The sequence below is a fragment of the Brevibacillus porteri genome, assembly GCF_003013475.1.
Classification (GTDB): domain Bacteria; phylum Bacillota; class Bacilli; order Brevibacillales; family Brevibacillaceae; genus Brevibacillus; species Brevibacillus porteri.
Window position 1 is genome coordinate 1 of record NZ_PXZO01000028.1, and the last position, 13,378, is coordinate 13,378.

At 47.0% G+C, this 13,378-nt stretch carries 16 protein-coding genes; 8 read left to right on the top strand and 8 right to left on the bottom strand.

Annotated elements, in window-relative coordinates; translation table 11 throughout:
• Together C7R92_RS32595 and C7R92_RS15790 are read left to right on the top strand one after the other, a co-directional pair.
• On the top strand, positions 1-284 hold a 284-nt coding region (locus C7R92_RS32595), incomplete at its 5' end, for a hypothetical protein (protein WP_208636213.1).
• A gap of 168 nt (positions 285-452) precedes the next feature.
• The gene (locus C7R92_RS15790; RefSeq protein ID WP_007720859.1) at positions 453-734 is read left to right on the top strand and encodes a hypothetical protein; all 282 of its coding nucleotides are present in this window, start codon (positions 453-455) and stop codon (positions 732-734) included.
• Positions 735-802: 68 nt separating this feature from the next.
• Here C7R92_RS15790 and C7R92_RS15795 read toward each other — a convergent pair whose 3' ends face one another.
• Genes C7R92_RS15795 through C7R92_RS15805 form a run of 3 tightly spaced genes read right to left on the bottom strand, consistent with a single transcriptional unit; the run spans position 803 to position 4,016 of the window.
• On the bottom strand, positions 803-1,579 hold the full coding sequence (locus tag C7R92_RS15795) for a fumarylacetoacetate hydrolase family protein (RefSeq protein ID WP_069847536.1): 777 nt from the start codon (positions 1,577-1,579) through the stop codon (positions 803-805).
• A 42-nt stretch (positions 1,580-1,621) separates the two neighbouring features.
• The gene (gene thiI, locus C7R92_RS15800; RefSeq protein WP_106834913.1) at positions 1,622-2,821 is read right to left on the bottom strand and encodes a tRNA uracil 4-sulfurtransferase ThiI; all 1,200 of its coding nucleotides are present in this window, start codon (positions 2,819-2,821) and stop codon (positions 1,622-1,624) included.
• Positions 2,822-2,846: 25 nt separating this feature from the next.
• Positions 2,847-4,016, bottom strand: a complete 1,170-nt coding sequence (locus C7R92_RS15805; RefSeq protein ID WP_106834914.1) for a cysteine desulfurase family protein — start codon at positions 4,014-4,016, stop codon at positions 2,847-2,849.
• Positions 4,017-4,292: 276 nt separating this feature from the next.
• Between C7R92_RS15805 and C7R92_RS32345 the strand changes: the two genes are divergently transcribed.
• Positions 4,293-4,439, top strand: a complete 147-nt coding sequence (locus tag C7R92_RS32345) for a hypothetical protein (protein ID WP_017250402.1) — start codon at positions 4,293-4,295, stop codon at positions 4,437-4,439.
• Positions 4,440-4,552: 113 nt separating this feature from the next.
• Here C7R92_RS32345 and dapF read toward each other — a convergent pair whose 3' ends face one another.
• Positions 4,553-5,413, bottom strand: a complete 861-nt coding sequence (gene dapF, locus C7R92_RS15810) for a diaminopimelate epimerase (protein WP_106834915.1) — start codon at positions 5,411-5,413, stop codon at positions 4,553-4,555.
• A 141-nt stretch (positions 5,414-5,554) separates the two neighbouring features.
• Between dapF and C7R92_RS15815 the strand changes: the two genes are divergently transcribed.
• Entirely contained in the window at positions 5,555-6,085 is a 531-nt protein-coding gene (locus C7R92_RS15815) for a DUF84 family protein (protein ID WP_083261632.1), read from the top strand.
• 64 nt (positions 6,086-6,149) lie between these two features.
• Here C7R92_RS15815 and C7R92_RS15820 read toward each other — a convergent pair whose 3' ends face one another.
• A complete protein-coding gene (locus C7R92_RS15820) occupies positions 6,150-6,731 on the bottom strand; it encodes a DUF1700 domain-containing protein (protein WP_106834916.1) in 582 nt (193 codons plus the stop codon).
• Positions 6,732-6,828: 97 nt separating this feature from the next.
• Here C7R92_RS15820 and C7R92_RS15825 point away from each other — a divergent pair, with 97 nt between their 5' ends.
• The gene (locus tag C7R92_RS15825) at positions 6,829-7,419 is read left to right on the top strand and encodes a 5' nucleotidase, NT5C type (protein ID WP_069847542.1); all 591 of its coding nucleotides are present in this window, start codon (positions 6,829-6,831) and stop codon (positions 7,417-7,419) included.
• A 61-nt stretch (positions 7,420-7,480) separates the two neighbouring features.
• On the opposite strand, the gene C7R92_RS15830 is transcribed toward C7R92_RS15825, so the two are convergent.
• Positions 7,481-7,705 carry a DUF1540 domain-containing protein gene (locus tag C7R92_RS15830; RefSeq protein ID WP_069847544.1) on the bottom strand — a complete coding sequence of 75 codons (225 nt, stop codon included), beginning with the start codon at positions 7,703-7,705 and terminating at the stop codon, positions 7,481-7,483.
• Positions 7,706-7,757: 52 nt separating this feature from the next.
• On the opposite strand from C7R92_RS15830, the gene C7R92_RS15835 reads away from it, so the two are divergent.
• On the top strand, positions 7,758-8,588 hold the full coding sequence (locus C7R92_RS15835) for an SDR family NAD(P)-dependent oxidoreductase (protein WP_106834917.1): 831 nt from the start codon (positions 7,758-7,760) through the stop codon (positions 8,586-8,588).
• Here C7R92_RS15835 and C7R92_RS15840 read toward each other — a convergent pair.
• Both C7R92_RS15840 and C7R92_RS15845 read right to left on the bottom strand, forming a co-directional pair.
• Positions 8,565-9,821 (bottom strand): MFS transporter, encoded by a 1,257-nt coding sequence (locus C7R92_RS15840; protein WP_106834918.1) that lies wholly within the window; start codon positions 9,819-9,821, stop codon positions 8,565-8,567. The genes C7R92_RS15835 and C7R92_RS15840 overlap by 24 nt on opposite strands.
• Positions 9,822-9,956: 135 nt before the next feature.
• Entirely contained in the window at positions 9,957-11,177 is a 1,221-nt protein-coding gene (locus tag C7R92_RS15845; protein WP_106834919.1) for an MFS transporter, read from the bottom strand.
• A gap of 164 nt (positions 11,178-11,341) precedes the next feature.
• Between C7R92_RS15845 and C7R92_RS15850 the strand changes: the two genes are divergently transcribed.
• Together C7R92_RS15850 and C7R92_RS15855 are read left to right on the top strand one after the other, a co-directional pair.
• Positions 11,342-12,076 carry a transcriptional regulator gene (locus tag C7R92_RS15850; protein WP_106834920.1) on the top strand — a complete coding sequence of 245 codons (735 nt, stop codon included), beginning with the start codon at positions 11,342-11,344 and terminating at the stop codon, positions 12,074-12,076.
• Positions 12,048-13,367: an MFS transporter gene (locus tag C7R92_RS15855; RefSeq protein ID WP_106834921.1), complete on the top strand. Its 1,320-nt coding sequence runs from the start codon at positions 12,048-12,050 to the stop codon at positions 13,365-13,367. The genes C7R92_RS15850 and C7R92_RS15855 overlap by 29 nt, the downstream gene beginning before the upstream one ends.
• Positions 13,368-13,378: the final 11 nt, after the last annotated feature.

Sequence of the window (13,378 nt, forward strand, 5' to 3'; positions counted from 1 at the left end):
CCAGCGTTCGTCCTGAGCCAGGATCAAACTCTCCAATAAAGTTTGTTACTGGTTCAAAGCTGGCAAATCATTTAATGATAGACTCATTAACGCTTTCGCTGTTCAGTTTTCAAAGAGCATTTTTTGTGTCATTCGCCCGAAGACGACTTTTCTATCTTATCATATCGCAACTGTTTTTGCAAGAGGTTTTTTCAACCAATTCGCTTCGTTCAGCAGCGACAAGATCTAATATAACAAAATCACCAGGCATAAGTCAAGTGTTTCTCTCACTTTTTTATCAGTGATTTTTTATGTGTATTGATTGTTTCGAGCAGAATTTAAATATAAATGAAATGAATGGAGGAGTCAATAGGAAAAACGAATAGTGATTCTCTTTTTATTTCAAACTATAACCGCTGGGCGTTTAAGCTGCGTAACCGTGAAGTACCCAACAAATAAACGGCGGTGTTACTATGGATCCAAAACCAACCTATGAAGAATACGAAAACGACAATTACAGTGAATTATCTACTGTAGAGTCGCAGCGCAATGAAATCCTTCAGGAAGAATTCCCTGAGGGACCATTTGGGGCTGCCACCAACGAAACTCGCTTAGGGAAAGCAACTGGCTGGGAGCCCGGACAACATTCCACCACCACTCGGTTCACTTACGAAACACGGCAGATGCATCAAGACCTTCCTAGACAAGACCCATCCGCGCATCCCATTCATGATGACCCGAACAAAGAAGAATAAAATAAAAAAGCCAAGCCCCCACTTCACACAAGCAGGGGGCTTGGTCGATCTTATTAAAGAATGTATGACTACTCTTCAGCCACTACATGAGTCGTTAAGGTTCCGATCCCTTCAATGGTTACCGAAATTTCATCACCTGGAACAAGCTCACCTACACCAGATGGAGTCCCGGTTAAAATAACATCGCCAGGACGAAGCGTCATAACCGCAGATACAGCCTCGATCAATTGTGGAATCGAAAAAATCAATTGGTCAGTGCAAGCATCCTGACGCACTTCCCCGTTTACTCGTGTCACGATACGCAAGTTATGATAATCCAGTTTAGCCGCAATAGCAGGTCCAAGCGGACAAAATGTATCAAAACCTTTTGCCCGTGTCCATTGCCCATCGCTCATCTGCAGATCGCGCGCGGTCACATCAATCGCACAAGTGAATCCCAAGATATAATCGTCTGCATCCGCAGCCTTGATCTTCTTGGCCTCTTTCTTAATCACCACGGCGAGTTCGCCTTCATAATGAAGGTTCTGCGTCAGCTTTGGATAGACGATGGGCTCACCAGGTCCAATGACAGTTGTTGACGGCTTCAAAAACATCAACGGTTCTTTTGGCAGGTCAATCCCCATCTCAGCCGCATGGTCCCGGTAATTCAATCCGATGCATACGACCTTGCTTGGATCACTTGGCGCCTTCAACGTGACCTCATCCAAAGACAGCTCAAGGCCCGTCATGATCGGTTTTGCCGTATGGATTTTGTAAATGTCCCCTTCAATCACGCGTACTTTGTGATCCTCTTCCACCATCCAGCCATGCTTCACCTTACCATTGCGCTCATAACGGATTATCATGGTTCCTTCTCCCCCGTGTCGCGATTTTCTCTATACTTGTATTTAGAACAGGTCGGTTGTCGTTTCTATTGGCTTCGTTGTAATCTCTTCTATTTCAGTTCTCGCTACAGCATCCTTCACTAGCGCTTCTACATCCAGTGCTTCCTCAAATTTTGCAGCGAGGCGAGGCTTCGGTCGCGTCACAGGATTTTTCGGTGTAAACACTGTGCAGCAGTCTTCATACGGCAAAATAGACAGCTCGTACGTATCGATTTGGCGAGAAAGGTCTACAATGTCTACTTTGTCCATGGCGACGAGCGGTCGCAGGATTGGAATCGAAATCACCTTGTTGATCGTGTCCATGCTTTCCAAGGTTTGCGATGCGACTTGACCGAGGCTTTCCCCTGTTGCGAGTGCCTTCGCATTGGTATTTTCCGCTACACGCTCCGATATGCGCATCATAAAGCGACGCATGATGGTGATCAAATAGTCTTCTGGGCATTTTTCACGAATGGCAGTTTGAATCTCTGTAAACGGTACGACATGGAGGCGGACTGTTCCTCCCCATTTGGTCAGCTTATGTGCTAGATCCCGTACTTTTTGCAAAGCACGCTCGCTCGTAAATGGGTAGCTGTGGAAGTGAATCGCTTCAAGCGTCACACCACGCTTCAGCATCATCCAACCAGCTACAGGACTGTCGATACCCCCAGATAGAAGCAGCAGTACTTTTCCGCTCACCCCAACTGGCAAGCCACCTGGTCCCGGGATGGTTTCACAGCTAATGTAAGTACCCTCCGTGCGAATTTCTACATTAACAATCATATCCGGCTCATGCAAATCTACACTGATAGCTGGAAGGGCACGCAAGATGTGTGTTGCCACCATGCGGTTCACTTCCATCGATTGAATTGGATAGCGTTTATCTGCACGACGAGAAACTACACGGAAAGTGCGCGGCTGTGGGTCCATTTGACGGACCAAGTCCAGCGCTTTTTCCTTGATCGTTTCAATATCAGGATCTACCTGGATCGTCGGACTAAAGGAAGAAATACCAAATACACGTTTCAAACGCTCCATAACCGCATAAGCGTCCTCGCCATGCAGCTCCACATACATCCGACCGTAATTGCGTCGAACTTTTACTTTAAAAAACGAGCGCAGTACGTTTCTCACACTTTTTACAAGTGCCTCTTCGAATTGATCGCGGTTTTTTCCTTTAAGCGCCAACTCACCATAACGAATTAAAATAACATCGTAGTTCATATTTATCTCCTTTTAGTTGTCCACACTATTTTCTATGAGCGGGGGCAGGTTGTTGTTTTATATAAGAACGAAGCACACTGACGCATTCCTCTAACGCCTTCAAAAACTGCTGAATGTCCTCCGCTGTATTTTCCCGGCCCAAACTAACCCGCAAAGACGACAACGCGCAATCCCGCTCAATACCAATCGCAGTCAGTACTCTGCTTGGCTCATTGACTTTGGATGAACATGCAGACTTGGTGGATATCAGAAAGCCTTTTTCCTCCAAAGCATGCAACAAGACTTCCGCTTTTACTCCTGGTACTGACAAGTTCATAATATGGGGAGCCGTATTCGCTTCCGGGGTATTCACTATGCAACCTTCAATCGTTGCAATCCCTTGACGAAGCTGTTGATTCAATTTTTGCAGCCTGATCATCTCCACGCTGCCTAGTTCTTCTAAAATCCGGATTGCTTTTGCCATACCGGCGATGGCTGGGAGGTTTTCCGTACCTGAGCGAACTCCGCCTTCTTGGCCGCCACCCATCATCAACGGGTGAATGATCAAGCCTTCCCGTTTATACAAAATGCCGACTCCCCTGGGTCCGTAAAACTTGTGAGCAGAGACGCTCAACAGATCAATCCCTGAATCCTTGATGCGCAAAGGAACTTTCCCAATTCCTTGGACAGCATCGACGTGAAACAAGACTTTCGGGAATTGCTTCAACCATTGTCCGATTTCCAAGATCGGTTGAATAGTTCCCAGCTCGTTGTTCACATGCATGACCGAAACGAGAATCGTATCCGGACGCATTGCTTTCTGAACAGCTTCTACCGATACGCGACCTTCACGATCTACCGGCAGATACGTCACAGTAAACCCTAGGCCTTCCAACTGTTTGCAAACATCGTAAACAGCCGGATGCTCTACCTGTGTCGTAATAATATGTTTCCCTCTGTTTTGATATTGAAAGGCTATACCCTTGATCGCCGTATTGTTGCTCTCCGTACCACCTGAAGTAAAAATAACTTCACTTTCTTTACAGCCCAAATACTGAGCGGCAACCTTTCGCGCCTGCTTCAGTACATTTTCCGCCTCTACTCCTTTTTGATGCAAAGAAGACGGGTTTCCATAGTAGCTTTCCATCGCGCGTCTAACGGTTTCAATCACTTGAGGATGAGGCCGGGTAGTCGCACTGTTGTCCAAGTAAATCACCAGTACACACCTTCCTAAGGGCAAGATGCCCGAATACTACGCTTCATCATAACATGACTTTTCGTAAAGAACATATAAAGTATTACACTTCTCGACCTTATTTTTCCCCGAGTTCGTTGCTCTCAAAAGGCCAAATCAGACAATCTGAACAAGCGTTCACAGACTATTCACGAATAAAACGCTTACATCCAGATATAGGCTATTTACATTGTTTTGGCCTTTCGTTAGAATAGTCAATAAATTTAGATAAAAAATGACAACAAGGAGAGAACCACCATGACAGCACAAGCCATGCAAGAAGAAATCAAGAAGATGGAAGCCGAATTGAAAAGACTGCAAGCGGAACTAGCGAAGATGAACAAAAATACTCCTCAGTACGATCGCACGGACGTCGCATACCTAAATGAGGTGTACAACGCGTGACACTTATTCGAATTCGATAGCGTGGTGACGGCATGAAGGATTCGCCGTGACCACGCTATTTTTTGTGAAAAAACCGCTCCTGTCGATTTCGACGGAACGGTTTTGGCTTGCTGCTATTTAAATGGGATCTCCCCCAAATACTTACCAGAAAAAACTTCAGTAGCCGGACCCGTCATATAGACACGGTTATCCGCTTCCTTCCATTCAATAAAGAGATCGCCTCCTGCCAGATGAACAGTGACTTTTCTACCGGTCTTTCCACTCAAGTGGGCAGCTACTGCAGCAGCGCAAGCTCCTGTCCCACAGGCAAGCGTTACACCCGAACCCCTCTCCCATACACGGAAAAGAATTTCCTCTTGATTCAATATTTGGATAAATTCGACATTGGTTCGCTCAGGGAACCATTCGTGATACTCGATCATTGGCCCGTAGTGACGAACATCTTCTTCCTTCACTTCATCCACGAAAAGGATGGCATGAGGATTGCCCATCGAAACAGCCGTCATCGTAAACGCAGTTCCACCGACTTCGATTACCTCTTCTCGCACTTGCTCTTCAGGAATGCCTGTCATCGGAATTGCTGCTCGCTCAAAATGAGGCTCTCCCATATCTATTGTTACTTGATCGACCTTACCGTCTGTTCCAAGCGATACAACAGGAGTAACGGTCCCTCCCAACGTCTCCACGGTAAACGTTGTTTGCTGAGTCAAAGCATGATCGTAAACGTACTTACTCACACAACGCAAGCCGTTTCCGCAATTTTTTGCTTCGCTGCCATCATTGTTAAATACCCGCATGCGAAAGTCTGCTCGCTCAGATGGCATAATGAGGATCAGTCCATCGCCACCAATGCCAAAATTCCGATCGCTCACCCTTCTTGCCAATTCGGGTAAATCTACACCTGACAAATCTTCCTCAAAACAGTTGACGTAAACGTAATCATTACCCAAGCCATGCAGCTTTGTAAATTTCATCGTCCACTCCTCTTTCTCTTTCGGATGCTAGGTCTGACTTTTCTCTATGCATTATCTTATCACAACCTGGGGAATCGCGGTCGAATCAAAAGGTGGTATACTAGCACTAGCATCGATGATGGAAAGAGGTGGAACAAGCCGTTGGATTATCATATTTTCCGCTATGCACTCGGAACGAAAAATGAAGCAAAACGTCTCGCTGTACAAAAAGCAACCGGAACGGAACCTTTCTGCTTATCTGTCCCCTCTGGCGTAGCGGCTCAGCCGATGAGTGAAGAAGAGACGATTACAGGAGCGATCAATCGAGCAAAAGCTGCACATAGTCAAACCCCAGAAGCAGAGATTGGGCTAGGTCTGGAAGGCGGACTTATGTACGATGAGCCGTTTACCAAACAGTGGTATTTGATTTCCATCTGCGCAGCCTGGAATGGAAATGAGCTCTTTATTGGAAAGGGATTGGCTTTTCCTATCCCGAATCAAGCCGTCCACCGAATCCAGCACGAGCAAATCGAGCTCAGTACCATCATAGATGAATGGGGGAAAACCGTCGGCAGTAATCACCGCGGCGGCGCCTATTCCCTTTTAACGGATAATCGTGTAAGTCGTTCTGATGTATTTTGTGACGCTGTTATCGCAGCGATTACACCTTTCGTCTCCTCCTTGTACAAATAGCAGTGGGGCAACACAAAAACCTCTCCGGCTGAATGAACCGGAGAGGTTTTGCGGTTTGATACTTTTAGCGAGCCGTATAGTACGGGTAGATGACTAATGCGCCCAAAATGGCAATAGCACCTACGATCATCGCCCAGGCTCCCAGCGTCTTCGAGTTGCGTCGATACGCCAGATAGCCAAGCACCATACCAATTGGAGCCACCAAGTACGGCATGAGAAACAGGGACAGGATCGATAAGCCCAAGCCAGTCATTCCAATACCGGTGGCCCCATTTTCCCGGCTGTCCTCGTCTGTGTCGATCTCACTGGCAGCACGACTGGTCGGAAACGGCTCGGCGATCTCCGCCGCCGCCTCGATGTCGTCATCTCTGACTTTGGCGACCCGTGAACGGTCCTCTTTTGTCAGGACAACGCCATCCAAACGCTCCGAAAAGTCGTTACGCTCCTCATCCAGCTCGCCTGTATAGCGCTCTGTAAAGGAGTGGGGGTCATAGTGAACCCTGCGCCTCGACCGCTCTTCCTCTTCGTCAAAAACGGCCTGTGTCCAAGTATTCGCTGCAAACTCCCTGTCGTGCTGATCAACCGTCTCGGAAAAACCGGTATCTTCCTTCCGCTTCGCATCATTACGTTCGTGTCGATCCAACATAGCATGCTCAGCCCCTTTTTTGGTAAAGGATTATTTAAGTGAAGGAAGTAGCCTTATTGTCTGCCTACGTTGTACAATTTAAACGGGAGGCGAGAGAATGAAACCAGACAAAATCCTAACGATTGGCATTGATATTGACGGCACAGTCACATCACCTAGCAGTATTGTTCCGTTGATGAATGAGAGCTTTGGAAGAGATTTACGATATGAAGACTGTGTGGAGTACAATTTAGCCAACGTGTATCAAATCACAGACGCAGAGTTTGAAATGTGGCTGGATCAAAACGGGGAACGCCTTTATGATGGTGCGCCTGTTCACGGAATTGCCGATCAGGTTTTGCGCGATTGGTTTACCTCCCACAAGCTGGTATATATAAGTGCTCGAGAGGATCGTCATCGCGATGTGACCTTACAATGGTTTGCTCGCTACAATATCCCTCACCATGAAGTGGATTTGATTGGGAGCCACGACAAGCTGTCAGCTGCCCGAAAATGGGGCGTGGACCTCTTTTTGGAGGATCGTCTGGAGAACGCTTTGCAATTGTCAGAGGCGCTGCAAATTCCCGTGTTCTTGTTTGACACTCCGTATAATCAAGCGTCCCTACCTCCACTCGTCCATCGAGTCACTTCTTGGGAAGAGGTTGCCCAAAAAGTCAACGAGCTTTTTCCAGCTAGGACAAGCGTATAGGTTGAATAGAAAAAAGACGTATCACCGTTTTGGGATACGTCCTTTTTGCGCCGAGACAGCGTTATTTCTTCGCTGATGTCTTCGGCTTGAACGTCAGACAACAGGTCTCAGACGATGTCTTTGCCTGATCCTGATGCTGCGTGTTTTGACCGTACTCGCCCGCGAATTCTTCTTTCACGTTTACGGTGGCGTGTGCGTCAATCTCTACCATGATTTCTTCGGCGCTGCAAAGATTGCCCTGCGCCCAGTACTCACAGTTTGCTACAGAACATTTTACTGCTGGCATGTGCATTCACCCCCTAGAGGCTAGCCTTCACAACAACTAGGGGGCTTATACTTTGCCATTCACAGTGGAAATCAAAACTCTACACAAGAAAGAAGTGGATGACATGTCGACTCCCCGTATTGTCGTCATCACCGGTGCTTCTGGTGGCCTTGGTCTAGCTTTGACTCGACTTCATTTAGAAAAAGGGGATTGTGTCATTGCCACGAGTCGCAGAGCTATCAACGCGGAACTCGTTTTGTTACAAAACGCTTATCCGAATCATCTCCATCATTACCCGTTAGATGTCAGCAGCAACGAAGACATTCGGCAGTTCGCTGCGTGGGTGAACATCCGTTTCGAGTGTTGCGATTTTCTTTACAACAATGCCGGGATGGCTGTCTTTGAACCGCTGATCGACATGCGCGTAGAAGAGCTGGAAGAAACATTGCGGACGAATATTTCCGGTGTTCTCTACACAACCCGCGCCTTTTTGCCGATGATGCTTCAACAAAAGCAAGGTCATATTATCACAGTTGCCTCACTTGCCGGACAGGTCGCAACTGCCAAAGCTGCGGTGTATGCAGCCAGCAAAGCAGCTGTTATTCGCTTTAGTGAAGGATTGCGCCACGAACTGCAAGGCACTGGAATTGCTGTGACGTGTGCGATGCCAGGACCGATCGACACGCCCTTTTTGGATAAAGCAGACAAAACGGGTAGCTATCGCAGCAAAGTGAGTCGGTATTTATTGAAACCGGAACAAACGGCAAGGGCCATTTATCGAGCAGCGGAAGCAAAGCGTCCGGAGGTTGCCATGCCATTTCGTCTGCATGCGCTCTCCCGCATCTACTTCCTATTGCCTCAGTGGCTAAAACATCTCGTCTCACCTCTCCTCAATCGAAAGTGAGGAGGAATCCTCCAAGTTTTTCAATGCCCCGAATGCAAGGAGACCGAAAATGATACATACGGCTGCTCCGGCTCCAATGATCCCTTGAACGCCCAAAAAGGGTATGAGGAAGCCAGAGACAGCCGCTCCTGCTGGCATTCCTGTCCCCGTAATCGTACGAACACTGGTCAATACCCGCCCCAAGAGAGCATCAGGCACCTGTTTTTGCAGATAGCTTCTGTACATGATGTTATAAGGAGCAAAGCAAAAGCCCGCCATAACCATCGAAGCCATCGCGATCTCCAACCTCGAGAATAATGCGATCGGCAATGTGGTCAATCCCCACGCTACGATAATCCCTGCTAGTGTCGAACCCAACGGAAGTTTCCACGTAATCGTTGAGAAAAAGAGAGAGCCTAGTAATGCCCCGACTGCCAAAGAAGACCACAGCATCCCTAATGCAACAGCTCCTCCTGCCAAATCCTGATTCGCATACAGGGGTAGTGCAATTTCAATCGGACCGTACGACATGTTAAATAAAAATGTAAAAAAGATAAGAATAATCAATTGCTTGCGTCCCAATATGTAGCGATACCCTGTCCGCATGTCACTCAAGAGAGAACGAAAGAATACTCCCATTTGACCTTTTACCATCACAGTAGGATTTGCACTTTTCGTAAGCTCACGCGGCAACCGGGAGAAGCAGAAGGCACATACAAAAAAGCTGGCCGCATCGATCAACAGAACATAAGCTTCACCAATCAACCCGATTAAAACACCCGCGAGTGCCGGACCAAACATATAAACAATTTGCCATTGTGTTTCCATCACGCCATTTGCTTTGACCAATTGATTTTTGTCCGAAACGATTCTCGGCAACAAAGTCTGCGCCCCAGCTGTGCTCAGCGGAGAAAGGATTCCTGCAATCACAATCAGTACGTATATCACAAAAAGCGGAACTTGATCGATCTGCAATAATGCGACCAATGCTATAAAAATAAGTCCTCGCGCCACATTGTCCATCATGATGAGCTTGCGTCGATCAAACCGATCCAGCAAAACTCCCGCCACTAAACCAGCAAAAACAGCAGGGAGCATATACGCAAGAACAACTCCACCCATTGCAGCAGGTGAGCCTGTTTTATTCATGACAAACCACGTTAAGCCCATCCAGCCAAACTGATCCCCCAGACCAGATAAAAACATCCCCAGCCAGTACCAGCGAAATGAACGCTGCCGCCATAATTCCTTCATGCTGCATCTTCCTTTTTCTCTTTTTTCCATTCATTGTATAATTGGATTCATACTTTTTCAATAATTATATTTATTAAATCTAAAAGTTTTGTTTTGTATAAAAAAAGAGCCTCTGCTCCAAATAAGCAGAGGAATCTATCCTAAGTCTAACTGTACGTCTGCGATCTTTTGCAACTTACGACGGCTCCAAAGCCACAGAAGTCCTGCTGCAACCCCAAAGAAACCAAGCCATACGGATACAGCGGCACTCCCGACCTGCTCCGCACTGAATCCGAGAATCAAGCAGCTCGCAGAAAAGCTTCCCATGGTCGCCATTTCCCGAATGGAAAATACGCGAGCCAAATAAGCAGGATCAGACAGTCGCTGAAGCTTCGTTACAGACAATATCGACGAGCCAAACTGAGCCGTTGATGCAAAGAGGATGGCAATGGCCAGCCCAAGTAGTGGTTTCGTATGAAACACAGCGATAATCGAGCAGCCCATCGCAACGAGTGCCCAGCCTTGGACACGCCACGTTCCCTTTTCACTCAGGCTGTCAGACAGCTTGTTCACGGCAATCCCAGCGATCACACCCCCGAGGCCCAGCGGAATATCCAAGAGTCCGAACACATACAAGCCCTCTCCCCGCTCCGTAAGAACATAGTACATCAGCATAATGTAATAGGCGCCACATACTCGTTCCGCCATCTGATAGCCGATCACACTGCCAATTTCCCGATGTTTGCCGATATAACGGAAGCCCTCTTTTAGCCTTTCCATAAAAGGTACAGCCGCTTTCGATACAACATGGTTAGCGATATGCGGGAGCGGAAGCAAGATAAACAGAGACAACAAATAACAGGCGGCATCGAGCAAAAAGTTGTAACGGTAGGAGAACAAGTAAACCAGAACTGCTGCCACACCCTGACAAACAATAATGAGAAACGAAGTCGTCCCCTGCAAAAGGGAATTCGCAGCCAGCCTATCCTTTTCCTCCACGGATTGTACGATCGCTACTTGCATGGCTGGTTGAAAAAAAGCACTACAAATATTGACCAGAATCAATAACAAAAAAGCCACCCATAAGTAGGCCGCGGATGTGATGAAGAAAAACAAACTGACGAGAATGCCGCGAAGCAAATTGACGACAATCATGACCCTCCGTTTATCCCAATTCTCTACAAGCGTCCCTGCGAAAAAGCTGGCAAACACATAAGGGATCATGCGAAACACCGTACCTGCCGCAAAAGAAAGACCCGATCCACTTAAATCATGTAAAAGTCCAACGACCGCAATAAATGTAAATTCATTTCCGATGATGTGTACAATGTGGGCCGTATACAAACGACGAAAGACGGGATGTTGCAAGATCGCCACAGGAATGCACCCTCTCACCGTTTTCAATATTGTAGCACTTGTCAAAAAATAAGCGCAAATTGATCTTGCGAAACAGATCGTTTTGTTGTTACAATACGTTCAAATAAATCTGAACGTTTAAAAATAAAAAAACATTCACGTTCAGCGAAACGAGGTTGATCGACTTGAAACGTTACGTAGTTGTGGAAACTTTGGATCAATTAAAAGCTGTCAGCGATTCCTTGCGCCTACAGATCATCACGATGCTGGTCAAGGAGGAATACACAGGCAAGCAGCTCGCGACCCTTCTCTCCCTTTCTCCCTCTAAAGTGCATTATCACCTGAAGGAATTGGAAAGCCACGGCTTCGTTGAGGTCGTGCGTACGGAAGAAAAGAACGGGATCGTACAAAAGTTTTATCGGGCTGTTGCTTACGACTTCAAGGTTAGTGATGATTTGCTGCCCTCCCTGCGCGAAGACAGTATCCTGTTGCAGGAGACGATGATAAATCACCTGCGCTCCGGTATTAATCGCCTGTATAACGCACCAGACGAGTCATTCATGCTCTTTTCGGATCAAGAGGATCGTCCTCCTGCCATTGCAGCTAGCTCCGAAGTGAGAGCACCTCGAAAAGAAATATTTGCTTGGCTCAAAAAATATCAGGCTTTACTTGAGGAGCTATCCGAAATGGAAGATCGCTACTTAGAGAGGATTGCTACTGGAGAAGCGGAGGATACGGTTGAAAACTTTTACATGGTCACGGTCGGATTCATGACAAATGAACGTTACTACGTCGCAGAAGACGAATCCTTGCCAGATAACTATGAGCACCAACAGTCTGAATTCAAGCATTACACCAGCAAGATTGTCGTGAAGAAAAAGAAGGAGGAAAATGGAGATGAGCACTCTGGCGACAACTAATTCCCTGTGGAAAAATGGATCGTTTGTCCGGTTATGGTGCGGCACTTTATTTTCGGCAATGGCTGACGGAGCATTCTTCATCCTGCTCAACTGGTATATCGTGAATGCCATGGGCTCAGGAGCAATCCTCGGCACGACTTTGATTTGTCTGTCCATCCCCCGTCTCCTCTTTATGCTGGCGGGCGGGGTGGCTGCTGATCGTTTGAATCGAAAATGGATTATGTTTTCCTCCCTTCTGGTTAGGGGCATGATTTTAGCCTGCTTCAGTTTGCTTATGCTTCAAGGAAATGGCGCCTGGTTCCCAGTAAGCCTGTACGTCATGGCAGCTTTATTCGGAACAGTCGATGCATTTTTTTGGCCAGCACGCAGCTCGATTCTGCCCTCTCTTGTCTCTCGAGAACAACTTGCGCCAGCTAACACCTTAATGGAACTATGCCATCAGATTAGCTTGGTTGCCGGACCGGTAGTTACTGCCTTATTAATTGGAACTGTTAGTTATCCGATCATGTTTATGATCTTGGCATGCACCTTCTTCGTAGGAACACTCTTTGTACTCTCTCTCCATTCACACTCATACACCAAAGACACGACTTCAGCGTCTACAACAGAATCAAGGGCAAGCTCCTATTTCAAAGATATCGTGGGGGGAATTCGTTTTACGTATTCAATCCCGATCCTTGCTCTTATTTTAACGACATCATTGTTCACCAACATGATGTTCTCCGGCCCAGTTAACATGATCATTCCCATTCATGTAAATGACCTCGGATGGGACGGGAGTGCTTTTAGCTCACTCAGTACCTCACTTGGAGTGGGCATGATTGTCGGCGGTATTTTGACTGGATTGTTTAAAGGATTCCGTGGAAAATTTATGTTACTCCCTGTCATTCTCGGATGTATGGGAGTTGGAATCAGCTCGTATTATTTCATTGAGGAGCTTTCCTTTGGACTTGTCTCTCATTTTCTCATCGGAATGGCACTCAGTATGACGAATATTCCGTTTATCACCTACATTCAAAGTATTGTCCCTGCCAACATGCTCGGTCGTGTCATGTCATTGCTTTCCTTGATGTCCGTCGGCTTTGGGCCAGTCAGCTATGCACTGTGCTCCTTTCTTCTCGCCAAAAACATCGCAACACCGGGGCTTCTATTATTCTTTGGCGGTATCATATTTGCAAGTATCAGCCTTAGCCTGTTCTTTTTCCGCTCGTTCTGGCAAATGGAGCAGCATCCGAACTGGAGACGACCTATGGTAGAGGAGCAGCAGCTTCCTGCCACCCTTTCTTCGTAACGCCTCTATTA

Coding starts and splice junctions, on each gene's coding strand:
- C7R92_RS15790 (WP_007720859.1), top strand. CDS start 453: ATGGATCCAAAACCAACCTATGAAGAATACGAAAACGACAATTACAGT.
- C7R92_RS15795 (WP_069847536.1), bottom strand. CDS start 1,579: ATGATAATCCGTTATGAGCGCAATGGTAAGGTGAAGCATGGCTGGATG.
- thiI (WP_106834913.1), bottom strand. CDS start 2,821: ATGAACTACGATGTTATTTTAATTCGTTATGGTGAGTTGGCGCTTAAA.
- C7R92_RS32345 (WP_017250402.1), top strand. CDS start 4,293: ATGACAGCACAAGCCATGCAAGAAGAAATCAAGAAGATGGAAGCCGAA.
- dapF (WP_106834915.1), bottom strand. CDS start 5,413: ATGAAATTTACAAAGCTGCATGGCTTGGGTAATGATTACGTTTACGTC.
- C7R92_RS15820 (WP_106834916.1), bottom strand. CDS start 6,731: ATGTTGGATCGACACGAACGTAATGATGCGAAGCGGAAGGAAGATACC.
- C7R92_RS15825 (WP_069847542.1), top strand. CDS start 6,829: ATGAAACCAGACAAAATCCTAACGATTGGCATTGATATTGACGGCACA.
- C7R92_RS15830 (WP_069847544.1), bottom strand. CDS start 7,705: ATGCCAGCAGTAAAATGTTCTGTAGCAAACTGTGAGTACTGGGCGCAG.
- C7R92_RS15840 (WP_106834918.1), bottom strand. CDS start 9,821: ATGAAGGAATTATGGCGGCAGCGTTCATTTCGCTGGTACTGGCTGGGG.
- C7R92_RS15855 (WP_106834921.1), top strand. CDS start 12,048: ATGGAGATGAGCACTCTGGCGACAACTAATTCCCTGTGGAAAAATGGA.